Raw genomic sequence first — 25,598 nt, 5'->3', positions numbered from 1 at the left:
GCCGGACGGCGCGGGGGGTGCCCTGGCGGGCGCGGCAGGGTAATCGAGCCCTGCATCGTCGCACATCGGTGCGTCGGGCGCATGACCGGCGGCGGCGTAGCCAGCGGGGCCGGCTACGCCGCCGCCGTGTGGCTGGCCGTGCGCAGCAGCCCGCGCCGGTGCAGGGCAAAGCCGAAAGCTGCCAGCGCCATCAGCGCCAGCGCCACCATCACCCACAGCATCAGCCAGTAGCCGCCCGCGGCGCGCCACAGCAATGCGCCCAGCCAGGGCGCGGCGGCTTGCATCAGCAGCACCGGCGTCATCATCAGGCCGTTGAGGGTGGCGTAATGGTGGCGCGAGATCAGTTCCGGCATGGCCATGGCGCGCAGCATGGTGTTGATGCCGTTGGCGCAGCCGTACAGCACCGCCGCCAGCATCAGCCATTTGCCATAGCCGAGCGCAAAGCACAGCAGGCCCAGGCACATCACCAGATAGACCGGCAGCGACAGCCGCAGCGGGTGGCGCACGGGAAAACGCATCATCACCAGGCGGCCGAGCACCTGCGCCGGGCCGATCAGCGCCGCCACCACCAGTTGCTCGCCCAGCGGCAGGCCCTTTTCGGTCAGCATCGGGATCAGGTGGGCGCCCAGCAGCGAGGCAATCACCGCCAGCGCGGTGAAGGCCAGCACCACCGCCCAGAACACCGGCTGGCGCAGCGCGATCCTGGCGATGCCAGGTTGCGCGGCATCCGCCAGCGGGGCCGGCGCGGGCGCGGCCGCGTAGGTGGCATGCGCCGCATAGCGCAGGCGGGCGTGCAAGGGCGCGCAGACGAAGAGGTTGAGCCCGGCGAAGCACAGCAGCGTCTCGCGCCAGCCCAGGTGCAGCACCAGCCATTGCGCCAGCGGCACGAAGATGGTGCTGGCAAAGCCCGCCATCAGCGTCACGGTGACGATGGACTTCTGGTAGCCATCGCCAAAGGCCTGGCGCAGCACGACGAAGGCGGGCTCGTACAGCGTGGTCGCCATGGCCAGCCCGATCGGTATCCACATCAGCAGGAAGGCCGCCTGGTTCGGGCTCCACGCCCACAGCAGCAGGCCGCCGCCGGCCAGCACGGAGCCCGTGCACATCACGGCGCGCGCCGGCACGCGGTCGAGCAGGCGGCCCACCGCGAACGAGCACATCGCCCAGACCAGCAGCCCGAGCGAGTAGCCGCCGGCAAGGAAGGGCTTGGAGTAGCCCAGCGTCGCGCTCATCGGCCCGATGAACACGGTGAAGGCGAAATACAGCGTGCCCCAGGAAATCGTTTCGGTGATGCCAAGGGTCCAGACCAGCTGGCGTGGCGAGATGGCGCGTGGGCCGGGTGGGGCGTCTTGTCGTGTCATGGCGCGCCTGGACGCGGTATGTACCGCCGGACGATGGCCGCCGTGAGGAGGCGGATGGCGCGCTGGGCGGCGAGGGGTGAACGGGAATTGTAGCGGGCATCCAGGCGGAATGCCCACCTTGCGTCACATGACCTGGCGGCTATTGCTGACCCGTAGGCGGCCCTTTGAGCTCCACCATATTGCCGTCCGGGTCGTGCACGTAGATCGACGGGCCTTTGCCTTCCGCGCCGAAGCGCATCTCCACGGGACCCGGCTCCACGCCGTGCGCGCGCAAGTGGGCGCCGATCGCATCGGCATCGAACGGATCGAGGCGCAGGCAGAAGTGGTCGAGGTTGCGGCCTTCCCGGCCCGGCCCGGCGCCGCCGGCACGGCCCAGCGGACCGTCCAACGCGACCAGGTCGATCAGCCCGCCGCCCGCGCGTAACTGGATCAGGCCGAATTCCGCCTGCACACGTTCGACGCTGCAGCCAAGCACGTCCACGTAAAAGCGCATGAGCGCCGTCACGTTGCCGGTACGCAGGACTAGGTGATCAATGCCGAGGATGCGGAACATGGCCAAAACTCCCTGCGCTCCCAGCGCTCAGATATCCGGAATCAGCCGCTTGCCCAGGCTGACCGCCTCGTCCTGCGCGTACCCGAGGCTGCGGTAGAAGTCGATGACCTTGCTGTTGCCAGTGCGCACCAGCAGGTTGATCTTGGGGCAGCCGCGCTCGATCAGCAACTGCTCGGCGTGCGCCATCAGGCGGCGGCCGCAATCGCGGCGCTGGTGATCCGGGTGCACCGCCAGGTAGTAGACCCAGCCGCGATGGCCGTCAAAGCCGACCATGGCCGATGCCACCGGGCGGCCCTCCACTTCGCCCACCAGGAACAGCTCGGGCTGCTCGGTCAGCTTGCGGGCAATGTCCTTCTTCGGGTCGTTCCACGGCCGGGTCAGGCCACAGGCTTGCCAGAGGTCGATGATGGCGGCTTCGTCGGTGGCCAGGTAAGGGCGGATCTGCATGCGGATTGATGCGCCGCGGCATGCGGCGGCAATGTTAAGTCCTTGACAGTGTAGCCGCCAAACCTGTGCCAGAATCGTTGCTCAATGTTTGTTCAATCGTTGTTCATCACAAACAAAACAAGCAGGATCAGCCTGCACGGAGACCCCACAATGAGCGAAACGACCACGCACGCCCGCGCCACCTTCAGCCACATGGAACAAGGCACGCGCGAGGACTGGGCGGCGATATCCGCCGAGTTCATGCCCTTCGCGCAGGCGCTGGCCGACCGCGTGCTCGATCACCTGCGGCTGCTCGACGGCGACTGCGGCGGCTTTCCCATCGACCGCCTGACCCACTGCCTGCAGACCGCCACGCTGGCCCACCGCGACGGGCGCGACGAGGAGTACGTGGTATGCGCGCTGCTGCACGATATCGGCGACACGCTCGGCAGCTTCAACCATCCCGACATCGCCGCCGCCATCCTCAAGCCCTTCGTCAGCCCGGAGAATCTGTGGATGGTGGAGAAGCACGGCGTGTTCCAGGGCTACTACTTCTTCCATCACCTGGGCCTGGACCGCAACCTGCGCGAGCAATTCCGCGACCAGCCCGCGCTGTTCGAGCGCACCGCGGAGTTCTGCGCCAAGTACGACGGCGCGGCCTTCATGCAGGACTACGACACGCTGCCGCTGTCGTTCTTCGAGCCGATGGTGCGGCGCGTGTTCGCGCGCCCGCGCAACTCGATGTACGTGAAGGAGAACGAGAGCACGCTGGCGCAGCCGGCCTGAACCTGGCCGCCATAGGTTGACTGAAGGAAGCTGACTGCAGGAAGTTGAATTTCTGTCTTGACGGAAATTTCCGAACAGATAAACTGTCAGGCATGGAACTTCAACCAGTCGCACAACGCTTCGTCCTGCACTGGGGCGAAATGGGCTCAAAGTGGGGCGTCAATCGCACCGTCGCGCAGATTCACGCCCTGCTGTTCCTTGCCGAGCATCCGCTGCCGGCCGAGGAAATCGCCGACACGCTCAACGTCGCACGCTCCAACGTCAGCAACAGCCTGAAGGAGTTGCAGAACTGGAAGCTGATCCGCACCGTGCACATGATGGGCGACCGGCGCGATCACTTCGAGACCATCACCGATGTGTGGGACCTGTTCCGCACCGTGGTACGCGAGCGCAAGCAGCGCGAGTTCGATCCCACTATCGATGCCTTGCACGAATGCGTGAACAATCCCGCGTTCGCCAAGGAGAGCAAGGAAGTGCAAAAGCGCATCATCGCCACCTTGCAGCTGATGGAAACGCTGGGCAGCTGGGGCGACGAAATGCTGCGCCTCTCGCCCGATACCCTGGTCAAGGTGATGAAGCTCGGCGCGCGTATCCAGAAGCTGGTACGCGGCGACCAGCGCGCCCGCGAAGCCGGCAAGTAGCACGGGCATGAAAAGCAGGCCGCCGCGGTGGCCGCTTTTTTTGACCAGATATTTCTCTTAAGACAGAAATTAATGTAAATAAGGATGCTTGAGATGGACCCCACCAGCGGCACGCTCTACACCGTCATCCTCAACCTGCTGATCGCGCAGGGATTGATGGGTGCCTTCGATACCGTCTGGCATCACGAACTGCGCTGCGCCTTGCCGCAGCAGCACAACGCCGCGCCGGAGCTGCGCCTGCACGCGATCCGGGCGGTGCTGTACGGCGTGCTGTTTGGCGGCCTGGCTTGGTTTGCCTGGGGCGGCGCCTGGCTGGTGCCGCTATGGGCCATCGTTGCCATCGAGATCCTGCTCACGCTGCGCGACTTCGTGGTGGAAGACCAGACCCGCAGCCTGCCGCCGAGCGAGCGGGTGACACATACCGTGCTGGCCATCAACGGCGGCGTGATCTTTGGCCTGCTGGCCTGGCATTCGCAAGCCTGGTGGGAACTGCCATCGGGCCTGCACTTCCATCCGCAAGGCTGGCAAAGCTGGGTGCTGAGCGTGTTCGCGCTCGGCGTGGCCGCCTCCGGCGTGCGCGATGCGTTCGCAAGCCGCTCGCTGGCGGCCCGCGCCGGTGCTGCGCCGTCGTTCGATTTCGCTGGCGCCGATCCCTCCCGGCGCGCGCAATTGTTCCTGCTGACCGGCGGCACCGGCTTTATCGGGCAGGCACTGGTGCGCTCGCTGCTGGCCGATGGCCATCGGGTGACGATCTGGGCGCGCAACCCGCGCGTGGCTGCACAGTTGTTCGACGGCCGCGCCGCATGCGTCGGCTCGCTGGCGCAGATCGATCCGGCCGTGCGCTTCGATGTGGTGATCAACCTTGCCGGCGCGCCGATCCTCGGCCCGCGCTGGAGTGCCGCGCGCAAGCGCAGCCTGGTGGAAAGCCGAGTGGGCACCACGCGCGCGCTGGCAGCGTGGCTGGCCGCCGCGGCGCACCGGCCGCGCCTGATGATCAATGGCTCGGCGGTGGGCTTCTACGGCATCCAGGGTGACGACGACCTGAGCCAGCGTACGGAGGCCAGCGCGCCGCAGGACATCTTTGCCTCGCAGTTGTGCCAGCAGTGGGAGGACGCGGCCCGCGCCGTGACGCCGCTGGGCATCCCGCTAGCCATCCTGCGCCTTGGCGTGGTCTATGGCCATCAAGGCGCGCTGCCCGCCATGCTGATGCCGGTGTGGCTCGGCCTCGGCGGCCCGATGGGCAGCGGCCGGCAAGCGCAGAGCTGGGTACACATCCACGACGTGCTAGGCGTGATCGCCTGGCTCTGCCGGGGCGACGCCGCGCAAGCCGCCCCGGCGGCCGTCGCCACCTATAACCTGGTCGCGCCGGATACCCCGAGCCAGGCCGGGTTTGTGCGCGCGGCGGCTACGCTGCTGCGCCGGCCCGCCTTCATGCCCACGCCCGCATGGCCGATGCGGCTGGCGTTGGGCGAGCAGGCCACGCTGCTGCTCGACGGGCTGCGCGTGGCGCCGGCGCGCCTGCAGCAGGAGGGCTACGCCTTCCGCTTCCCGACCCTGCAACTGGCGCTGGAGGACCTGCTTGGCAACGGGCGGGCACGTCGATGAACACGTTAGCCGCGCATGGCACGGACGCTGGCCCGCAAAGCCTGTACGGGACCATGCTGGGTGCCGCCCTTGCCAGCCTGCCGCCGGTGCTGCAGCGCGTGCACCGTGCCGAGGGCGTGCACCTGCGCGGCACGCTAAGAGTGCGCTGGAGCGCGCGGCGCTGGCTGCGCGCGCTGATGCGGCTGTCGGCGCTGCCCCGGCCCACGGCGGCGGCGCCGACCCTTGTGACCATCTCGCCGGAGCCCGCCGGCGAGCGCTGGCACCGCAGCATCGGCGGGCACATCGTGGCGAGCCGCATGCGGCTCGCGCGCGCCGGGCAGGTGACGGAACGCATGGGGCCGCTGGCAATCGTGCTGGCAACGCGTGTCGATGGCACCGGCCGGCTGTGGCAGGCCAGCCGCGGCGTCAGCCTGTTCGGCCTGACCGTGCCGTGGCTGCACGTGCTGGCCAGCGAACGCGCACGGGATGCGCACAGCTATCGCTGCGACGTGCGCATATGGGCGCCACGCCTGGGCTACCTGCTGCGCTATGACGGCGTGCTGACCATCCGCGACCCTGAACTTGAACCTGAATCCGAACCTGAATCCGAACCCGATACTTACCTGGAGAATGTGCCGTGAAGTCCAACCCAACCATCGGGCGCCATGCGTCCGTCAGCCTGCCCCGCGTACCGGCGTGGATGCCCGCCGTACTGCGGCTGGCAGCCGTCTATAACCTGCTCTACGCGATTGCGCTGAGCCTGTGGCCGTCGCAGATCTTCGACTGGCTGGGCATGCCGGCCACGCCCGACGCCATGATCCGCTGCATCGGCATGATGGTGGGTGTCTACGCACTGGGCTACTGGATCGCGGCGCAGGACATGCTGCGCTACTGGCCGCTGGTGGTGGTGGGACTGGTGGGCAAGACCCTGGGGCCGCTGGGCTTCTTGCATGGCGCGCTGACCGGCGTCTTCGAATGGCGCAGCGGCTTGTTCGTGCTGTGCAGCGACCTGATCTGGTGGGTGCCGTTCTGGGGGATGACGCTGTTCGCATTGAAGCATCGGGACCGCTGATATTGCTGCGTCAGCCCTATCTTTACCCCTGCTTTTGCGCAATCCCCAAGCAAAAGCAGAAATTTCCTACTCTTTTATCGCACCGTGTTGGGTATAGATTGAGGCACCCCGAATGTAACCTATAGGAGGTGCACTTTTATGGCGCTGCCCAACACGCCCTTTCGCCCATGCGGGCACGTTCTGCATACCCGGCCAGCGCTGTTCGTGCTGATCAACTACGCGCCGGGGGAAGGCCAGCCGGACTGGTGCAACGCGTCCTGCGAATTCGTGGAGGAGGGCAATGCCGATGCCGGCTCGGCACTGGCCGTCCATATCTCGCCCTTTGACGCTCTGCTGAACGCGGCGTTCGTGTCCAGCCCGGGCAAGCCGTATCACGTCGTGCCTGCGGCGGCTTTCGATCCCCGGACGCTGATCCGGGATGGCGGCGGAAAGCTCCATATCAACCTGCACTGCGGCTGGGCTGCGAGCGATGGGCGCATCGTGGTCCGGCGCAAAGGCGCGCTCGCCAGCGTTTGCATGGTGCAGACCGAAGAGATCCCCCCAGCGCGGCGCGATGCCATCGACCTCGAGATCGACCAGCAAGGCATTGCCAGGTACGAACGCCTGCGCGAACACGCCGGGCTCTTCGCGCACGCGGATGCGCATTGCCTGCTGGACGCCTGGACGGAGCAGCAGCGGCATCAGGCCGTGGCGCTGGCCATACAGCGCATGCCAGGAACGGTCCCCGCGGGCGCGCAGATCAACCAGGTTGCCCTCTACGACCCAGAAGCCGCGCAATGGCACTTCGTGCCCATCGAGGTTTTCTTCGGAGAACCGGTCCGCAAGGTGAATGCCTGAATGGTCGGCTTCAGGTTGATGACCGTAGCCCCAGGTCGGCGTCGAGGGGGACTTTGCCACCTGCCCGGTGTGCACGAGCGGTGGCGCTGTCACCAACGATTGCTATCCGGCCTTCAGCCTGATGGACAAGCAGATCCTGGTGGAAGGCGCACGCTTCAACTGCAAGTGTGCCGTCAAGCCGTTCGTCATCGCCTCGCAGAACACCTTCACGATTCACGTGACGCGTGGAGGTCGCACGCCTGTGCCGACGCATAGCGCTGCCGCCGCGCCGGTGGAGGCATCGAACAAACTGGTGGAGGGGGCGCCCCAGTCAACGTCGGAAGACGATCCCACGCTGATCTGCCAGAACATGAGCAACGCGGAGTTCTATTCCACGATGAACCGGCTGCGCGACAAGGCTGTGCGCCTGATGGGTGATCGACTGGTCGAGTCGGACCGGTGGAACCGGGCGGATCAGGACAAGGTCAGGCTTTGGTTTGGCAATGCGAGGGAGGATACGCGGCAAACGTTGCGTGACGGGCTGGCCCGGATGCGGGAGATCATGCGTGGGCTGACTGACAGGAACTATGAGCGCCAAACAAAGGAAGCGCTCGCCCGGGTTGGGTGCGTGCCGCGCGCGAAGGGTGATGAGATTCCAGCGGCCGCCTCCATCTGCAAGCCGGACGGGACGTATTCAATTTTTATTGGACACCTTTTCTGCACGATGCCGGATGAGGCTAATCGAAATAATGTTACTCCATCGGCCAATGATTCCAAACTAACGACTTTGATTCATGAGGTGTCGCATTTTCCATCTGCAATGAATACGGAGGATTCATGGAGCAATATCAAGTGGGCACAAAAGCAGGCTGCTCGTGATAAGTTCTGCCTGAATAATGCGGATAGTATCGCTGCCTATGTTGCAAACATTCCAAATTGGGATGGATTGACGCCGGTATGGAGGCCATAGTGAAACAGCTACTCGTTGCGACTGTATTCTTGTTTTCACTTCCCACAATGGGGTGCACCTTGGGGTATGTTGACTACGAGCCCGTGTTTTCAAATGGTCGATCTGATCTATCGGCAAGTGAGGTCATGCGTCTGGCAAATTGGCGGGCGCAACTTAGACTGTGGCTCCCGAGTGGAGGGAAGTATCTGGTCTATGTTCGCCAGAATGCGCGCGTAGGTGTGTCAGCCAAGCTGGCGGAGCAGAGGCGAAAAAACCTGTTGTCTACGCTTTCGAATATGGGTATCGACAAGGTGGACATTGAGGAATCAGCTGTCCGTAGATTTAGCGACGGCCTGAGGCCAGGTCCGGAACTGCGCCACCTCACCAATGTTGCGGAGATTTCAATCATCCCGCGCTGCCCCCATCCGTGCTGTCCTGGGCCACAACCAATTGATGCGAAACAAGCTGATCGGGGGAATCATGACCAACGGAAATAGACCAGGATCGGTGAGTTCGTATCGGCGGTGGGTCGGATGTGCCATGCTGGCGATGTGCCTGTCGAATAGCGTGGCCTTCGCTTGCAGTCCACGCGTGAAGGGAGTAGACCTTCAGTTCCCGAAGAATGTACACACGCTGAATGCCAGTGTGGCACTCAAGCTTGGGACTTGGCTCGCGGACCTGCGGGTTCACTACCCGAACTACGACTATTTCTTCATTGCGGCATATCTGGTCGGTGGCGATACCGGTGGGAGGCGACTTGTCAGCGCGCGTGCCGAGACAGTTCGCCACTTTCTTGTCAGCCGGGGATTCAATCCCACAAGGATTCATACCAGCGCAAGGGCAACGTTCCTGGATGATCCCGCAATGGGGGAGTCAGGTCGCGCGGTAGGGGTCGATTTTCTTCCTGCGTGCCCGCATGCCTGTTGCGACATGCCTACTCATAGGGTGAAGTTCACCGGGTTGCCGATGCCAGAAGATACCGGCATCGCTCACCAGTAAGGGCCAGGTTTGGCCGTCAGCGGACGGAAAAGTCGGTCAATGCGATTCAGGCGCTGCGGGACGAAGGACACTGAGTTCCGCATAACGAGTGCACAGTGCCATCTTGCCGTGCGAAGCAAGAATTGGCTCCGACAGCAGCCGCGCCGGAAACAAAAAAACCCCACATTTCCGAAAAATGTGGGGCCCGACAGCAACCGGAGCGCCCCTTCGCGGCAGCGCCCCGTTCAACCTAAAACTCAAGCCACCTGCTGCGCCGACTCCGGATGCCGGAACTGCTCCAGCAGCGCCGTCCAGCGCGTACGCACCTTCGCCAGGTTGTCGTCCTTGACGTGCCCGAAGCCGCGAATGTCGTCCGGCAGGCTGGCCAGCGTGATCGCGGTTGCATGGTTGGCCGCGCTCAGGCCGCTCGTCAGCTCCTCCAGCAACGCACGATACTCGCCGATCAGGGCGCGTTCGGTGCGGCGCTCGGCGGTCTTGCCGAACACATCGAACACGCCGCCGCGCAGGCCTTTGAGCTTGGCCAGCACGCCGAAGAGCTTCATGGTGGAGGGGCCGAAGCGGCGCTTCACAAGATGCCCCTTCTCGTCGCGCTTGGCCATCAGCGGTGGCGCCAGCCAGAAATTAAGCTGATAGTCGCGCCCGGGCTCGCCTTCGAACTGGTTGCGCAGCTTGTCGAGGAAGACGGGATCGGTATAAAGGCGCGCGACTTCATACTCGTCCTTGTAGGCCATCAGCTTGGACAAGTTGCGTGCCGCCGCTTCGGTCAGCGGCAGCGGCTTGCCACTGCCAACCAGTGCGCTTTCCGCTGCGCGCACACGGTTCACCGCGTCGCGGAAGACCTGCGCGTAAGCGGCATCCTGATAGGCAGTGAGGTGCTCGGCGCGGTGTGCGATCAGCTTTTCCAGCAAGGCGCCGGACGAGGTGGGCAGCTTGACCACTTCCGCGCCTTCGGCGGTGTTGCGCAGCTTGCCGGTGAGCGACAGCACGTGCTCCGGGTCGTGCGCCATGTGGCGGCCCCAGTCGAAGGCGGCCTTGTTCTTTTCCACCGCAGTGCCGTTGAGCTCGATGGCGCGCACCAGCGCGTCCAGCGATAGCGGCAGCCAGCCCTTTTGCCAGGCGTAGCCCAGCACCAGCGGGTTGGTGAAGATGGCGTCGCCGATCAGCGCCACGGCCAGGCCGCTGGCGTTGATGAAGTCGCAAGCTTCGCCCACTGCGTTGCGCACATCCTGTTCCGCCGACAGGCCGGGGAACTGCCACTTGGGATTCTTGATGAACTCGGCGGTCGGCGTCTGTGCCGTGTTGACGATGGCGCGCGTGCGTCCTACCTGGGTCTTGGAGATGACATCGTCGGTGGCGCTGACGATGGCATCGCAGCCAATCACCAGGTCCGCTTCGCCCATGGCGATGCGGGTGGCGTGGAGCTGGTCCGGGTGCGCGGCAATCTGCACGTGCGAGAGCACCGCGCCGCCCTTTTGCGCCAGGCCGGCCATGTCGAGCACGGTTACGCCCTTGTTTTCCAGGTGCGCGGCCATGCCGAGCAGGCCGCCGATGGTGACCACGCCGGTGCCGCCCACGCCCGTGACCAGCACGCCGTAGGGATGCTCAAGGCCGGGCAGTGCCGGTTGCGGCAAGGCCGGCAGGTTGTCCATCGACACGCCGTGGCGCTCGGGCTTCTTCACCTGTGCGCCTTCTGCCGTGACGAAGCTCGGGCAGAAGCCGTTGACGCACGAGAAGTCCTTGTTGCAGGACGACTGGTTGATCTGCCGCTTGGTGCCAAGCTCCGTTTCCAGCGGCTCCACCGACAGGCAGTTCGACTTCACCGAGCAATCGCCGCAGCCTTCGCAGACCGCGTCGTTGATGAAGGCGCGCTTGGCCGGATCGGGGTAGGTGCCGCGCTTGCGGCGCCGGCGCTTTTCGGTGGCGCAGGTCTGGTCGTAGATCAGGATGGTGGCGCCGGGCACCTCGCGCAGTTCGCGCTGGATCTTGTCGAGCTCGTCGCGGTGGTGCACTTCCACGCCTTGCGGCAGCTTGATGGCGGCGCTGTATTTTTCCGGCTCGTCGGTGACGACGACGATCTTCTTCGCGCCCTCGGCTGCCACCTGGAAGGCCACATCCTGCACCGACAGCTTGCCGTCGATCGGCTGGCCGCCGGTCATGGCGACGGCGTCGTTGTAGAGGATCTTGTAGGTGATGTTGACGCCTGCCGCGATCGATGCGCGAATCGCCAGCAGGCCGGAGTGGAAGTAGGTGCCGTCGCCCAGGTTGGCGAACACATGCTTGTCGCCGGCGAAGGGCGCTTGCCCGATCCATGCCACGCCTTCGCCGCCCATCTGGCTGAAGGTGCTGGTGCTGCGGTCCATCCACACCGTCATGTAATGGCAGCCGATGCCGGCCAGCGCGCGCGAGCCTTCGGGCACGTTGGTCGACGTATTGTGCGGGCAGCCCGAGCAGAACCAGGGCTTGCGCTCGGCCGCCACGCGCGGCACGGCCATGGCTTTTTCCTTGGCCTCGATCACCGCGATGCGCGCGGCAATGCGGGCGCGCACGTCCGACGGCAGTTCGGACTTTTCGAGCCGCGTGGCGATGGCGCGCGCGATGATGGCGGGCGACAGTTCATAGTGCGCCGGCAGCAGCCAGTTGCTCTGCGGGATCGACCATTCGCCGCCTGCGTTGTCTTTTTCGTCAAACTTGCCGTAGACCTTGGGGCGCACATCGTCGCGCCAGTTGTACAGCTCTTCCTTGAGCGCGTACTCCATGATCTGGCGCTTTTCCTCGACCACCAGGATTTCCTGCAGGCCTTCGGCAAAGGCGCGCGCGCCATGCGCTTCCAGCGGCCACACGCAGCCCACCTTGTACAGGCGGATGCCGATGCGCGCGCAGGTCTCGTCGTCCAGGCCCAGGTTGGCCAGCGCCTGGCGCGTGTCGAGATAGGCCTTGCCGCCCGTCATGATGCCGAAGCGGGCGTGCGGCGAATCGATCTCGATGCGGTCGATCTTGTTGGCGCGCACATAGGCCAGGCCGGCGTACCACTTGTAGTCCAGCAGGCGCGCTTCCTGTTCCAGCGGCGGATCGGGCCAGCGGATATTGAGGCCGCCCGGCGGCAGGATGAAATCCTGCGGCAGCACGATTTCCACGCGATGCGGATCCAGTTCCACCGATGCCGATGACTCCACCACATCGGTCACGCATTTCATCGACACCCACAGGCCGGAGTAGCGGCTCATGGCCCAGGCATGCAGGCCGTAGTCGAGGTACTCCTGCACGTTCGAGGGATAGAGCACCGGCAGGCCGCAGGCCTTGAAGATGTGCTCGGACTGGTGCGCCAGCGTGGACGATTTGGCGGCGTGATCGTCGCCCGCCAGCACCAGCACGCCGCCGTGCTTCGAGGAGCCGGCGGAGTTGGCGTGCTTGAACACGTCGCTCGTGCGGTCCACGCCCGGGCCCTTGCCGTACCACATGCCGAACACGCCCTCGAACTTGGCGTCCGGATACATATTCACCTGCTGCGAGCCCCATACCGAGGTGGCAGCCAGGTCTTCATTCAATCCCGCCTGGAACACGATGTCGTGCGCGGCCAGATGCTGCTTGGCCTTCCATAGCGACTGGTCCAGCGCGCCTAGCGGGGAGCCACGGTAACCAGAGATAAAGCCAGCCGTGTTCAGGCCGGCGGCGCGGTCGCGCTCGCGCTGCAGCATCGGCAGGCGTACCAGCGCCTGCGTGCCGCTGATATATACGCGGCCACGCTCCAGCGTGTATTTGTCTTCCAGGGAAACGTTTGCGAGCGCGCGGCGGATGGCGTCGCTGACCGGAGGGGTCAGGGGGGCATTCATAGGTGCTCCTCTATGGGGCATGCAGTCGGGATCACCGACTCACTTCAGTTGTGGGCGACCGTATGCCGCCTCTTGTGAAGGCGGAAAACGACCGTGTCTCGTTGCAGCATGGTAGCACCGCCCCCAAGGGGGCGGCACCTTGCGACGCAGCAAAAAGCGCGCCCGACACAGGCGTGCTTTCCCGAATGGACACGCTTCGCGTGTACACTGCGTTGCAAACAGGTTTACGCAACAAACGGGCAGATGCGGACCGTGCGCCATATCTTCAGGGATTGTGCCCCGGTGCAACCCGCCCCATCCGAGGCCGACCGGCCTCCAGGACCCAACATGACTATTTCCTCCCGCCAGGGCACTGCGACCCTGGCTGTGCTGATCGACGCCGACAATGCGGCGCCCGCCATCGTCGAAGGCCTGCTGGCCGAAGTCGCCAAGTACGGCGTAGCCGCCGTCAAGCGGATCTACGGCGACTGGACCAAGCCCAACCTGGCCGGCTGGAAGGAGCGCCTTCTGTCGCACTCCATCCAGCCGATCCAGCAGTTCCGCTACACGGTCGGCAAGAACGCCACCGACAGCGCGATGATCATCGACGCGATGGACCTGCTGTACACGGGCCGCTTCGACGGCTTCTGCATCGTCTCCAGCGACAGCGATTTCACCCGCCTGGCCTCGCGCATCCGCGAGCAGGGCCTGACCGTGTACGGCTTTGGCGAACGCAAGACGCCCAAGCCCTTCGTCACGGCCTGCGACAAGTTCATCTTTGCCGACGTGCTGCGCAGCGACGTGGACACCGACACCGACACCGATACGGAAGCCGACGGCGCCGCCGCGCCCGCGCGCAAGCGCAACAGCGGCGAACTGCGCCAGGATTCGCGCCTGGTGCGCCTGCTGCAAAGCGCCTCGCAAGCGGTCTCCGACGAAGACGGCTGGGCCACGCTTGGCGGCATGGGTAACCACATCGCCAAGCAGGCACCCGAGTTCGACTCGCGCAACTACGGCTACGGCAAGCTCTCCGAACTGGTAGCTGCCACGGGCCTGTTCGAGGTCGAGACCCGCAACGGCAACAACAACAAGACGCTGTGGGTGCGCCTGAAGCGCCGTTCCAAGTCCGGCGAAGCCGAGCCCCGCCAGGGCGACGAGCGCCAGGCTGAGAACCGCCAGCCCGAAAGCCGCCAGCCCGAGAACCGCCAGCCCGAGAACCGCCAGGGCGAGAACCGCCAGGGCGAGAGCCGTCAGAGCGAGAATCGTCAAGGCGAGAACCGCCAAGGCGAGAGCCGTCAGAGCGAGAACCGTCAGGGCGAGAACCGTCAGGGCGAGAACCGTCAGGGCGAGAACCGTCAGGGCGAGAACCGTCAGGGCGAGAACGCCCAGGCAGAAAGCCCCCAGGCTGAGAACCGCGAGAACCGTGACAACCGCGAGCGGCGCGAGAGTCGCCGCAACAAGCGGCGTGGTGGCGATCGCCAGCCTTTCCCGCAGCAACAAGGCTCACGGCCGGAGCGTGCGCAACAGGCTGCACTGCCTGTGCAGCCCGCGCCGGTGCCCGAATTTGCAGCTCCGGCTCCCGTTAGCGAAACCGCCCCGTCGTTCGTGGTCGATCCGATGGACGTGCTGGAGCGCGCGGAGCAGTCTTACAACGGCGCCGAGTCCGAGGACGAGCAGGACGACGCCGATGCTGGCGAAAACGGCGAATCGAACGGTGGCCGCCGCCGCAAGCCGCCCAAGCCCGAGGTCACGCTGAGCGAGATCCCGTGGCCGATCGACAGCTCGATCTTCGTGGCACCGTCGTCCACCGTGGTGGCGGCGGTTGTCGAAGCCGCTGAGTTCATCGAGATTGTCGAGGTGGCGCCGGTTGTGGAAGCGGTTGAGGTTGCCGAGGTCGTCGAAGTCGTCGATGTCGCTCCGGTTGTGGAAGCCGCCGAGGTGGTCGAGGTTGCCGAGCCGGTCGAGCCCGTGGCTGAAGTCAAGGCGAAAGCCAAGGCCCCGGCCCGCGCGAAGAAGACCGCTGCACCCGCCAAGAAGGCTGCGGCACCGGCCAAAAAGGCAGATGCAGCCGCCAAGAAAGCGGAAGCACCAGCCAAAAAGACCGCTGTAGCCGCCAAGAAGGCTGCTGCGCCGGCCAAGAAGGCCGCCGCTCCCGCCAAAAAGGCTGCGCCCGCAGCCAAGAAGGCAGCCGCTGCCGCGCCGGCCAAGCGCGCACCGAAGAAGACGGCGAAGGCTGCTGAATAAGCCACACTCGTCAGAACGCAAAACGGCGCCGCAAGGCGCCGTTTTGCATTTCGGCGGCTTGCGCCGCCAGCCGCATGACTACCGTACCAACTGGTTGATCTCGATGATCGGCATCAGCACCGCCAGCACGATCAGCAGCACCACCACGCCCATGCTGAGGATCAGCAGAGGCTCGAGCAGGCTGGTGAGGAACAGCGTGCGGCGCTCCAGCTCCGCGCCTTCGCCCTGCGCCGCACGCTCCAGCATGATCGGCAGGTTGCCGGTGGCTTCGCCGGAGCGGATCAAATGCACCAGCACGGAAGGAAACTGGTTCTGTGCTGCCAGTGCGCGCGCCAGCGATGCGCCTTCGCGCACCCGCGTGGTGGCGTCATCCACATTCGCCTTGAGCGCCTCGTTGGTCAGCGTTTCCCCGGCTGCCTGCAGGCTGCGCAGGATTGGCACGCCAGCGGATACCAGGATGGCGAGCGTGCTGGCGAAGCGTGCGGTGTTATAGCCGCGGATCAGCTTGCCGACCAGCGGCGCGGTCAGCAGCCAGCGGTGCCACTCCAGGCGCACACCGGGCTGGCGCAGCAGGCTGCGTATGCCCAGGCTCACCGCCACGATGAACGCCAGCGCGGCCCACCACCAGTTGCGCACGAAATCCGACAGCGCCAGCATGATGATGGTCAGCGTCGGCAGCTTCTGCTTGGTGTTGGCGAAGACGCTCACCACCTGCGGCACCACATAGGACAGCAGGAAGATCACGATGGCGAACGCCACCACGGTGACGATGGCGGGGTAGGTAAAGGCCAGCCGGATCTTGGCGGTGAGCGAGTTGCGCGTCTCGATATAGTCCGCCAGCTTCTCCAGCACCAGGCCGAGGTGGCCCGAGTGCTCGCCGGCGGAAACCAGCGCGCGGTAGATATCCGGAAAATCGCGCGGATGGTGCAACAGCGCCACCGAGAGCGAGCTGCCGCCGACTACGTCCGCGCGGATGCCGGCCAGCAGCTCGTGCACATAGCTGCGCTCGGCCTGGTCGGCCAGCGCCGCCAGTGCTTCGTCCAGCGGCAGGCCAGCCACGATCAGGCTGGCGAGCTGGCGCGTGAACAGCGCTTGCTCTTGCGTGGAGAGCCGGCGCACGAAGGCAGCGGTGCTGCTTTTCTGCACGCCGCCGACGCCTGCCAGCGGATCCACATTGAGCGGTGTCAGGCCGCGCGCGCGCAACTGGCCGCGGGCCTGCTTTGGGCTGTCGGCTTCGATGACGCCGCGATCGGTCTTGCCGGCGGCGTCGACGGCCTCGTAACGATAGGCTGGCATGTCTCTGGGCCCGCCCTTAGTCGCGCGTGACGCGCAAGACTTCTTCCAGCGCGGTCGCGCCCGAGTCGATCCAGCGCTGCGCATCGCGGCGCATGGTGTGCATGCCGCGCTCCAGGGCCACCTTCTTGATTTCGGATTCGGCCGACTGGCGGTGGATCATGGTGCGGATCTCGTCATCCACGCTGAGCAGCTCGTACACGCCCATGCGCCCCTGGTAGCCCGAGTGGCCGCATTTGTCGCAGCCCACCGCATGCCACACGCGTTGCAGCGGTTTGCCTTGCGCCAGCAGCACGTCGGCTTCGTCGGGTGTGACTTCGATCACTTCCTCGCGCTTGCAGTGCTGGCACAGCCGGCGTACCAGCCGCTGCGCCAGCACGCCGAGCAGCGAAGACGACAGCAGGAAGGGCTCGATGCCCATATCGACCAGCCGCGTCACCGCCGAAGCCGAGTCGTTGGTGTGCAGCGTGGCCAGCACCAGGTGGCCCGTCAGCGAGGCCTGCACCGCGATCTGCGCGGTTTCCAGGTCGCGGATTTCGCCGATCATCACCACGTCCGGATCCTGGCGCAGGATGGCCCGCAGCGCCTTGCCGAAGGTCATGTCGATGCGCGGGTTGACCTGGGTCTGGCCAATGCCGTCGAGGTCGTACTCGATCGGGTCTTCCACCGTCATGATGTTGGTGGTGCGCGAATCGAGCCGCGACAGCGCGGCGTACAGCGTGGTGGTCTTGCCCGAGCCGGTCGGCCCGGTCACCAGCACGATGCCGTGCGGCTGGCGGATCAGGTGATCGAAGCCGCCCAGCGTGCCCGGCGCCATGCCGAGCTTGGCGAGATCCAGGCGGCCGGCTTCCTTGTCGAGCAGACGCAGCACCGCGCGCTCGCCGTGGCCGGTGGGCAGCGTGGAGACGCGCACGTCCACGGGACGCCCGCCCACGCGCAGCGTGATGCGGCCGTCCTGCGGCAGGCGCTTTTCCGCAATGTCGAGCTGCGCCATGATCTTGATGCGCGAGATCAGCGCGCCGTGCAGCGCCTTCTTCGGGCGCACCACGTCGCGCAGCGTGCCGTCCACGCGGAAGCGCACCACCGAGGATGACTCGAACGGCTCGATGTGGATATCGGAGGCGCCTTCGCGCGCGGCCTGGGTGAGCAGCGCGTTGATCATGCGGATGATGGGGGCGTCGTCCTCGGACTCCAGCAGGTCTTCCACGGCGGGAATGTCCTGCATCAGCCGCGACAGGTCGACTTCGCCCTCCACTTCGCCAACCACCTGCGCGGCGCTGCCGCTGTCCTGGCGGTTGTAGGCCTCGGACATGGCGAGCTCCAGCGCATCGGGCTCCAGCACGCGCAGGCGCAGCGGCCCGTGCACGCGTGCCACTTCGGCCAGCGCTGCGGGCGAGGTGGCGCGGCTGACCCACACCTCCAGGCCGTCGGTGCGCTGGTGCGCGATCAGCAGGCGGGCCTCGCGCGCGAAGCCGTAGGTGACCAGGCGCGCGGCGACGGTCGACGGCGGCTCCAGCGGCTCGTCGGGCATGGCGGCGGGGGCGATGCTTGTGGCCATGGCGAGTCTCAGTTCACCGGGCGGACGGCGTCCACCGTGGCGTTGCCGAGATTGACGCCCGGCGGCAGCGGCGTGCCGTTGGCCGCGGGTGCCTGGGCCTGCGGTTGCCTTTGCTGTTGCTGTTGCGATTGCGGCAGCGTCTGCTCCAGCGGCAGTGGACCCGGCACCGGCCCGCGCGAGCGCGGATCGACGAACGGCGCCATGGGCGCGTCCGCCGGCGGCAGGATCGGCGTATTGCCGTCGCGCACCATGATGTTGGGCGAGGCGAAGCCCTGCTGCAGGCCACGCATATAGTCGTAGCGGTCCTGCGTCAGGCGGTCGGTGGCGCCGGCGGTGCGCATCACGTACGGGCGCAGGAACACCAGCAGGTTGGTCTTGCCGCGGTTCTTGTTTTCGTAGCGGAACAGCCCGCCGATCCACGGCAGGTCGCCCAGGCCCGGCACCTTCTGCACGCCGTCGCCGTAAGTGTCCTCGATCAGGCCGCCCAGCACGATGATCTGGCCGTCGTCCACCAGCACGTTGGTCTCGATCGAGCGCACATTGGTGGTCGGGCCCTGGGTGAGGGCGGCAGTGCCCTGCACCACGGACGACGATTCCTGGTAGATCTGCATCTTCACCAGGCCGCCGTCGGTGATCTGCGGCTTGACCCGCAGCGTGATGCCGACGTCCTTGCGGTCGAAGGTCTGGAATGGCGTGACTGACGCTGAACTGCCGGTCTGCGCGTAGGAGCCGGTGGTGACCGGGATATTCTGCCCGATCAGGATCTTGGCTTCCTCGTTCTCCAGCGTGATCAGGTTGGGCGTGGACAGCAGGTTGACGCTGCCGTCGGCGCCAAGCGCGTGCAGCAGCGCGCCCAGGCCCATCGCCCGGTTGACGATGCCCAGGTTCAGGCCGGCCAGGTCGGGCACCAGGCCCGAGACCGACGGAATGGCGGCGGCGCCGCCCGCGTTGATCGCGGCGGCAGCGCCCGTCAGGTTGATGATGTTCTGGCCGCCCGTGCCGAAGTTGGTGCCGGCAAAGACGTTGGTGTTGCTGTTGCGCGAGTTGAGCAGGCCCTGCCACTGGATGCCCAGCTGGCCGGTCTGGGTGGACGAGACTTCCACGATCATCGACTCGATATAGACCTGCGCGCGGCGGGCGTCCAGATCTTCGATCACCGCACGCAGGTTGCGGTAGACGGGCTCGCTGGCCGTGATGATCAGCGAGTTGGTGGCCGGATCGGCCTGGATGATGCCGCCGGTGGTCGGCAACGTGTTGGTGGCGAACGAGTTAGCGAAGGCCGAGCTGCCGCCACCGGATCCCGAGCCGCTGCGCGAGCTTCCAGTGCTGCCACCCGTGTATTGGCCGGTGTTGGGCGTCGAGGTGTTGAGCAGGCCGGTGCCGCCGGCGACACCCGCCGCGCCGGTTGCGCCCTGCGTGCCGGACTGGCTGGTGTTGAAGGAGCTGTCGGCCGCGACGATGGCGCGCAGCGTCTGCGCCAGCTTGGTGGCTTCCGCGTTCTTCAGGGGCACCACCCAGATATTGCCGGGGCGCGCATAGGGCTGGTCGAGCTTGTCGATCAACTGGCGCGCTTGCTGCAGCCGTGCCCGGCTGGAGGCACGGATCATCAGCGAATTGCTGCGCGGCTCCGCCACCACCGAGGTGCGCAGGCTGGCGTCGGCGCCTGCCACGGCCCCGCCAGCAGCGCCGGCGGAACCCGGGTCCAGCAGCTTTTGCAGCACCAGCGCGGTATCGCTGGCGATGGCATTCTTGAGCGGCACGAGTTCGACCTCGCCGGAGGCCGGCGCGTCGATGGCGGCGATGATGCGGCCCAGGCGCTGCAGGTTCTCGGCGTAGTCGGTGATGACCAGCGTGTTGTTGGCTGGGTAGGCGGTGATGGTGTTGTTCGGCGCGATCATCGGGCGCAGCACCGGCACCAGGTTGTTGGCCGACTCATAGTTGAGGCGGAACACCTGGGTCACCACCTGGTCGCCGCGGGACCTGCCGCTGCCGACCACGATGGGCGAGCCCTGCAGCTTGGCGTCGGCTTCCGGCACCACCTTGGTGAAGCCGTTGCTCTCGACCATCGCATAGCCTTGCATGCGCAGCACCGAGCCCAGCGTTTCCAGCGCCTGCGAGCGCGACACCGGCTGCTCGGTCACCAGGTTCACCGAGCCTTTCACGCGCGGGTCGATGACGAAGTTCTTGCCGGTCGCCTGTCCCACCGCCTTCACCACCGATTCCAGGTCGGCATTGACGAAGTTGAGCACGACCTGGTCGCGGCTGCGCGGGGTCAGGTCGGGCGGCTGGCCTGGCTGGGCCGCCGGCTGGCTCGGTTGCTGGGCCCACAGCGGCGCGGGTGCCAGCAGGGAGAGGCCGCATAGCAGCGCGGTGGCGCGGGCGCAGCGGGTCTTGAGCGAAGGTCGAAGGGCTTGGGTTTTCATATTCGGTTCCGGGCTGCGGGCATCGGCGCGAAGGTTTCGCGCCGATGCCGGGGTCAGAAGCGCAGCCGTGTCACATTGTCCTCACGTCGTCCCAGCAGGCTCAACAGGCCCACCAATTGCGTAGCGGCGTCGGGGTCGGCATCGGCCGTGCCCTCGAAGCGCGCCTGGCGGCCCAGGGTGCCGCTGCCCTGCAGGTGCAGTGGCCCGGCGAGGGTAGTCAGTTGCAGCTTGCCGTCGGCGCCCGACCAGTCGATTTCGGCGCGGTAGCTGCCAAGCGGGCGCACCCGGCTGACGGCCGATGATACTTGGTCAAGGCGTATGGTCAGGTGGCCGGTCATGCCACCCGCGCCACCTGCGCCGCCCGGCTCGCCGGCACGGGCAAAGAACCGGCCTTGCAGGCCGGACCAGTCAATGCGCATCAGCCCGTCGGGGCGCAGGGTATTGAACGGGGCGCCGACGCCTTCGAGCAGCGCTGCCGGCATGCGGATGGCGCCGGCCTGGGCGGTCCAGCCGAGCGGGGTCACCGTCACGGCGACCGGGCCGCTCATGGCCTCGGTATGGCTGACCACCATGCGCAGCGTGCCGCTCAGCAACGGCCAGAAGGCCACTGACCATTGCAGCCGCCCGGGCAGCACCGTGGCGGTCTCGCTGCCAGCGCCGGCCGACAGGGCCAGGGTGGCGCTGCCGTTCCACAGCGAGCCATCGGCATCGGCCAGCAGCACGCGGCGCTGGCTCTGGCTGGCGATGCCGTCGGCGATCCATGCCGCGGGAAATGCCGCCAGCACGGTCAGCGCCACGGTGACGCAGCCAAGCGCCAGCCAGCCCGCGCGTTGCCAGCCACGGGGGCTGGCAACGCGGCGGCGGGCGAGCCTCAGGGCTTCCAGGCGCGCCATCAGCCGCGCCCGCCCGGATTTGCCGCTGGGCCTTGCAGGGTGGCGGTGACGTTCACCAAGGCGGTGGCGCCCACGTAGACGATGCGGGTATCGATCACCTTGAGGCGCTGTTGCTGGCGCACGTCCTGCAGCCAGCTCACCACGGAGCCGAAGGGCACCTTGTCGAGCTGCACCTGCACGCTGTTGTCGCCGGTGCCATTGAGGCGGGTGGCCTTGAGCCCGTGCTGGGCAAGGCTCTCCTGCAAGGCCTGGTTGAGCGCCTCGCCGCGCAGCGACGGGGCCGGGCTGGCTGCCAGGCCGCGCGCTTCCTGCGCCAGCGTTTCCATCTCCGCCGAGTCGCTGCGCAGCTGCGGCAGGCTGCGCAACAGCTTGTCGCGGCCGTCGGCGGCGGGCTCCCAGAGTACGGTGTAGCCGATCACCAGCGCCAGCACGGCGCTGCCGCCGGCCAGGATGGCTTGCTCACGCGGGTTGCGCGCCGACCAGAAGGCGTCGAATTGTTCCTGCCAGCGCTGCGGCACGCGCGGGCGCAAGCGCGCCAGCCGGTCCGCGGCGCGCGCGCGGCCAGCCGGGCTGCGCTGGGTGGCGCGGGGGCCGGGCTTGGATGCGGTGTCTTTCATCGGGTTCACTTGGCGGTCCGCGCTCACAGGCTGGGCTTGATCGACCAGCGCGTGCCGGCCGGTGCGTTGGCGCGCGCGGCGTCGGGCGGGCTATTGTCGGCTTCCATGGCCAGCCCGGCCTGGCGCGCCGCGCTGCGCAGCGCGTTGGTGTCGGTGCCAGGCTTGAGCGTGGCGAACAAGGTGTGCCCGCGGTATTCGAGCGCCAGCAGCGCGTCCGGCGCAAGCTGGCGCGCGGCCTGGCCGAAGCGGTCGGCCAGCGGCAAGAAGTCGTCGGGCGTGCTGCGCCCGCTCGCCAGGCGCAGCTGGTCCACTTGGCGGCGCATCTGCAGCGGCGGATCGATTACCACGGGGATCTGCGCAAAGGCGCTGCGCAACGTCTGTTCCTGGCCGGCCGCGAGGCGCTGCGCCTCCTGGCGCAGCAGCAGCCAATGCACGTTCATGCCGATCAACTGGACCAGCACCAGGCCGGCAGCCAGCGCCAGCGGCAGGCGCCAGGCCTTGAGGTTCCAGCGGTCGGCACGGCCCTGGGCGAATTCGAACTGGCCCAGGTCGAGCGCGGGTTCGCGCAGGCTGGCCTGTGCCCCTTCGATCCATACCCGCCAGTCCAGCGGGTGCGCGCCCGGCGGCGCCACCTGCGCCAAGGCGTCCTTTGATGCGTACCAGTCACCGGCGGGGGCGAGTCCCTGCCAGGCGGCGAGCGCGTCGGAACCCAGCAGCAGGCCATAACCGGCGTACTCACTGCTGCGCACGGTCAGTTGCCAGTAACGCGAAAGCTCGGCTGGCGCGGGTACGCCCTGCGTTTCAAACAAGGGCGACGCGCTGGTCAGCGAGGCGGCTTCGAGCGCCAGCGTGGCCGGGGCCGCGCTGGCCGCGGAGGGGTGGCCGACGGAATCCGCGCCGGGCTCGGCGGGATGCGCCACGGGCTGCTGGGGCAAGCACAACTGCGCCGGCAACACGTGGCGGCGGCGGTGGCGATGCTCGGCAAAGGCGTCCAGCACGGCGCGCAGCCAGGCGCGGTCCGTCACCATCAGCAAGCGCTGGCGCGAGCCGCTGGCCGCCTTGCTCTTGCCCTGCAGCGCGTCGAGGGTCGGGCCCACGGCGATATGGCAAGGCTGGGCGTCGGTGGCCAGCACGTCCTCGACCAGGTTCGGCAGCGCCAGCTTGAGCCGCGCCGGCGCGAGCGGCGGCACCGTGGCTGCGGTGAGCAGCACATCGCTGGCCGCCATGATCAGGACCAGGCGTTCGGCGGCAGGCAGTTCGGCGATGACGGCGTGGCCTTCGCGCAACAACTGCCCTGTCGCCTGGGGGCCTTGCCGGTGGCTACGGTCGGCGACGGCCGTGCGGACCAGGGCAAACGGCAAGGCACCGAAGTGCCAGGGTTGCGGCTGGTCGTGCGGCCGATGCGGCAGGCGGACGTACAGGGTGGTGCTCAAGATTTCCTTGCTACAGCGCCAATCGTGGCGTCAATGAACGATAGCGGGGGGCATGCGGCCCATGCAGCGGACGGCGCTGCTTGCATGGCTGATGCCGGCTGCGATACTGCCGGCGGCACAGGACAGGCGGGAGCCAGGAGCCGTGGACTACCGCTTCCGCCGGGCCGGAGCATACCTTGCCTGTGTGACGAATTGGCGTCAATACGTATCTGTCTGATACCGCTGGCCAAACGCCCGGGAATGGCGCCGGCAGGCGTTTCGCGGGGCGCCTGGGAGTCCCGGGGGCTGCCCCTTGTGGTCACCTACAGTAACCCTTTTCGCCCCGCCTGATCCGACAGCATGATCCCAAAATCCGCCAGCCACGACGGCCACACGGACGAGGGGTTGCACGCATCAGCGCTGCTCCGGCATCCGGTCGATATCGCGCACCCAGACCACCCGGGTGGTGTTGGCATTGCCCAGCACTTCGCCGCGGTAGACCAGCGACACCTGCATGCGGCTGGCGCGCTCGTGGCGGATCAGCCCGTAGATCAGGAAATAGTGGGTGCGTACGTCGAGCGTGCTGGTGGCGGTGTTGGGGTCGGCCTGCGGCGCCAGTGTGCGCAATTGCGTCTGCAGGTCGCCAATGTTGTTGAAATAGGCGCGGTCGCGCTGGCGCACCACTTCGCGGGCGCGGTCGAGTGGCAGCTTGTCGATCACGGCGGCGAGCACTTCGGCCTCGGCGGTATTGGCATTGACGAGCGTGCGCTCGGGCAGCACGTCGACGAAGGGCGCCAGCACGGCCACGATCTGCGGTGTGTAGCCCGGAATGCCGAGCAGGTCGTTGACGTCGTCGGGCGCGCGCTGCCCGCGCTGGCTGTCGCCGCTGCCGCCGGCGGCGCTTACCAGGTAGCGGGCGGTCGGTTCGGCCAGCGAGGCGTTCAGGCCCAGCGTCTGCAGCAGGCGGCGATAGATCGCCAGGCTGGGGGCGTCGATGGTGGCGATCCGGCCTTGGGACTCGCTGGCGGTCCACAGCACGAGGTTGGAGAGGTTGAAGCGGGCCTGGGCGTCGAGGATGCGGCCCGACAGGAAGGAGGTTTCGCCTTCCTGGTCGGTGCGCAGGCCGGCGCCGAGGAAGTCCGACAGGCGGGTCTCGGCGATCGGCACTGCCCAGGGCTCGCCGAGCTGGTCCACGCTGGTGCGGCGCTGGTCGTCACGCAGGATCAGGCGGGCCCAGTCGACGGCCGCGCGCTCGATCCAGCTGGCCTGGGCCAGCAGGCGCTGGTTCTCGATGGAGCGGATCTGTACCTGCTGGCGCCAGAGCATGCCGGATACCACCACGACCGCCAGCGTGACCACCAGCAGGGCCGTGACCACGGCGGCGCCGCGCTGGCGGCGGCCGGCCGGCACAAGGGAAGCGATGCGCTTGCTCATAGGCCGGTCATGCAGATTTTCTGGAAGCGCCGCGGCGTGTCGCCGTCGCCCATGCGCGCCGTGAGGTTGAGCTCGATCGCACGCACCGCCGTGGTGGCTACGCCCAGGCTGGCGCTCACGCCGGAGGCGGCCACCGCGCTGGCGCTGGCGTTGCCGCTGAGCAACGCGGCGGCGATGCGGCCGTTTTCGGCCTGCCAGCCACCGGGTTCGACCCAGACGCGCGCCGACAGGCTGTCGGCATCGCCGACCAGCGGCCGCGCCAGGTTTGCGCCGCCGCCCGCCTGGCGCAGCGTGATCATCGCGGCCTGCACCGCGCTGCGGTTGTCCGCCGGCGGGCTGGCAGCGCGTACCACGGTGTTGCCGTTGAGGCGATAGGCGACGACTTGCCACTGGCTGGGGCGACCCTCGTCGCGGCGGTCGCGCACCATCAGCAACAGGCCGTTGCCGAGCTCTACCGGGCTGCCCTGCAGCAGGGTCGGGCTGGTCAGGTGCTCGCAGTCAGACTGGAACTGGCCGTATAGCAGCTTGAGCGTATTGAGGCGGTTGTCGTGGTCGGTCAGGCGCTCGCGGCCGCGCGTCATCGCGTCCAGGCCGCGCCAGGCGATCACGGCGATCACCGCCAGCAAGGTGATCGCCACCAGCATTTCCAGCAGCGTGAAGCCGCGCGTGGCCACGGCCTGGCGTGGCCGCCCAGGGCACTGAGGGCCTTGGAGGCACTTAAAGCGCTT

Annotated in this window: 21 protein-coding genes; 9 read left to right on the top strand and 12 right to left on the bottom strand. The window is 67.0% G+C overall.

Annotated elements, in window-relative coordinates:
* Positions 1–113: 113 nt before the first annotated feature.
* From A9975_RS11355 to A9975_RS11345, 3 genes are read right to left on the bottom strand one after another with little or no spacing between them, the layout of a single operon-like run.
* On the bottom strand, positions 114–1,478 hold the full coding sequence (locus A9975_RS11355; protein ID WP_370564388.1) for an MFS transporter: 1,365 nt from the start codon (positions 1,476–1,478) through the stop codon (positions 114–116).
* Between the two features lie 22 nt (positions 1,479–1,500).
* Entirely contained in the window at positions 1,501–1,914 is a 414-nt protein-coding gene (locus A9975_RS11350) for a VOC family protein (protein WP_183032769.1), read from the bottom strand.
* A 27-nt stretch (positions 1,915–1,941) separates the two neighbouring features.
* Positions 1,942–2,361, bottom strand: coding sequence for a GNAT family acetyltransferase (locus A9975_RS11345; RefSeq protein WP_183032768.1), 420 nt, complete (start codon positions 2,359–2,361; stop codon positions 1,942–1,944).
* 150 nt (positions 2,362–2,511) lie between these two features.
* Between A9975_RS11345 and A9975_RS11340 the strand changes: the two genes are divergently transcribed.
* From A9975_RS11340 to A9975_RS11305, 8 genes are all read left to right on the top strand, one after another.
* Positions 2,512–3,126: an HD domain-containing protein gene (locus tag A9975_RS11340; RefSeq protein ID WP_043350459.1), complete on the top strand. Its 615-nt coding sequence runs from the start codon at positions 2,512–2,514 to the stop codon at positions 3,124–3,126.
* A gap of 92 nt (positions 3,127–3,218) precedes the next feature.
* A complete protein-coding gene (locus A9975_RS11335; protein ID WP_150991189.1) occupies positions 3,219–3,767 on the top strand; it encodes a GbsR/MarR family transcriptional regulator in 549 nt (182 codons plus the stop codon).
* Between the two features lie 93 nt (positions 3,768–3,860).
* Positions 3,861–5,372: a TIGR01777 family oxidoreductase gene (locus A9975_RS11330; RefSeq protein ID WP_183032767.1), complete on the top strand. Its 1,512-nt coding sequence runs from the start codon at positions 3,861–3,863 to the stop codon at positions 5,370–5,372.
* Entirely contained in the window at positions 5,369–5,992 is a 624-nt protein-coding gene (locus A9975_RS11325) for a DUF4166 domain-containing protein (protein WP_183032766.1), read from the top strand. Before A9975_RS11330 ends, A9975_RS11325 begins: the two co-directional genes overlap by 4 nt.
* Complete coding sequence (locus A9975_RS11320) at positions 5,989–6,423, top strand: alkyl hydroperoxide reductase (protein WP_183032765.1); 435 nt, start codon at positions 5,989–5,991, stop codon at positions 6,421–6,423. Before A9975_RS11325 ends, A9975_RS11320 begins: the two co-directional genes overlap by 4 nt.
* Positions 6,424–6,561: 138 nt before the next feature.
* Complete coding sequence (locus A9975_RS11315) at positions 6,562–7,260, top strand: hypothetical protein (protein WP_183032764.1); 699 nt, start codon at positions 6,562–6,564, stop codon at positions 7,258–7,260.
* Positions 7,261–7,381: 121 nt separating this feature from the next.
* Positions 7,382–8,209, top strand: a complete 828-nt coding sequence (locus tag A9975_RS11310; protein ID WP_183032763.1) for a M35 family metallo-endopeptidase — start codon at positions 7,382–7,384, stop codon at positions 8,207–8,209.
* 570 nt (positions 8,210–8,779) lie between these two features.
* Positions 8,780–9,187: a hypothetical protein gene (locus A9975_RS11305; protein ID WP_183032762.1), complete on the top strand. Its 408-nt coding sequence runs from the start codon at positions 8,780–8,782 to the stop codon at positions 9,185–9,187.
* A gap of 236 nt (positions 9,188–9,423) precedes the next feature.
* On the opposite strand, the gene A9975_RS11300 is transcribed toward A9975_RS11305, so the two are convergent.
* Positions 9,424–13,017, bottom strand: coding sequence for an indolepyruvate ferredoxin oxidoreductase family protein (locus tag A9975_RS11300; RefSeq protein ID WP_183032761.1), 3,594 nt, complete (start codon positions 13,015–13,017; stop codon positions 9,424–9,426).
* A 327-nt stretch (positions 13,018–13,344) separates the two neighbouring features.
* Between A9975_RS11300 and A9975_RS11295 the strand changes: the two genes are divergently transcribed.
* The gene (locus tag A9975_RS11295; RefSeq protein ID WP_183032760.1) at positions 13,345–15,240 is read left to right on the top strand and encodes an NYN domain-containing protein; all 1,896 of its coding nucleotides are present in this window, start codon (positions 13,345–13,347) and stop codon (positions 15,238–15,240) included.
* A 78-nt stretch (positions 15,241–15,318) separates the two neighbouring features.
* Here the strand turns inward: A9975_RS11295 and gspF are convergent, their stop codons facing one another.
* The 8 genes from gspF to A9975_RS11255 form a co-directional block, all read right to left on the bottom strand.
* Positions 15,319–16,536, bottom strand: coding sequence for a type II secretion system inner membrane protein GspF (gene gspF / locus A9975_RS11290; protein ID WP_043350441.1), 1,218 nt, complete (start codon positions 16,534–16,536; stop codon positions 15,319–15,321).
* Positions 16,537–16,552: 16 nt separating this feature from the next.
* Positions 16,553–18,091 (bottom strand): type II secretion system ATPase GspE, encoded by a 1,539-nt coding sequence (gspE, locus tag A9975_RS11285; RefSeq protein ID WP_183032759.1) that lies wholly within the window; start codon positions 18,089–18,091, stop codon positions 16,553–16,555.
* 8 nt (positions 18,092–18,099) lie between these two features.
* A complete protein-coding gene (gene gspD, locus A9975_RS11280; protein WP_183032758.1) occupies positions 18,100–20,514 on the bottom strand; it encodes a type II secretion system secretin GspD in 2,415 nt (804 codons plus the stop codon).
* A 53-nt stretch (positions 20,515–20,567) separates the two neighbouring features.
* The gene (gspN, locus tag A9975_RS11275) at positions 20,568–21,407 is read right to left on the bottom strand and encodes a type II secretion system protein N (protein WP_183032757.1); all 840 of its coding nucleotides are present in this window, start codon (positions 21,405–21,407) and stop codon (positions 20,568–20,570) included.
* The gene (locus A9975_RS11270) at positions 21,407–22,024 is read right to left on the bottom strand and encodes a type II secretion system protein M (protein ID WP_183032756.1); all 618 of its coding nucleotides are present in this window, start codon (positions 22,022–22,024) and stop codon (positions 21,407–21,409) included. The genes gspN and A9975_RS11270 overlap by 1 nt, the downstream gene beginning before the upstream one ends.
* 23 nt (positions 22,025–22,047) lie before the next feature.
* Positions 22,048–23,457 (bottom strand): type II secretion system protein GspL, encoded by a 1,410-nt coding sequence (gene gspL, locus A9975_RS11265; protein WP_183032755.1) that lies wholly within the window; start codon positions 23,455–23,457, stop codon positions 22,048–22,050.
* 393 nt (positions 23,458–23,850) lie between these two features.
* The gene (gene gspK, locus A9975_RS11260; RefSeq protein WP_183032754.1) at positions 23,851–24,870 is read right to left on the bottom strand and encodes a type II secretion system minor pseudopilin GspK; all 1,020 of its coding nucleotides are present in this window, start codon (positions 24,868–24,870) and stop codon (positions 23,851–23,853) included.
* The gene (locus tag A9975_RS11255; protein ID WP_183032753.1) at positions 24,867–25,544 is read right to left on the bottom strand and encodes a prepilin-type N-terminal cleavage/methylation domain-containing protein; all 678 of its coding nucleotides are present in this window, start codon (positions 25,542–25,544) and stop codon (positions 24,867–24,869) included. The genes gspK and A9975_RS11255 overlap by 4 nt, the downstream gene beginning before the upstream one ends.
* Between the last annotated feature and the right edge of the window lie 54 nt (positions 25,545–25,598).

Origin of the sequence: Cupriavidus sp. UME77 (assembly GCF_014170355.1) — a bacterium.
Classification (GTDB): Bacteria; Pseudomonadota; Gammaproteobacteria; order Burkholderiales; family Burkholderiaceae; genus Cupriavidus; species Cupriavidus basilensis.
The sequence above is the reverse complement of the archived record's forward strand: the minus strand, read 5'-3'. Positions and strand labels throughout refer to the sequence as shown.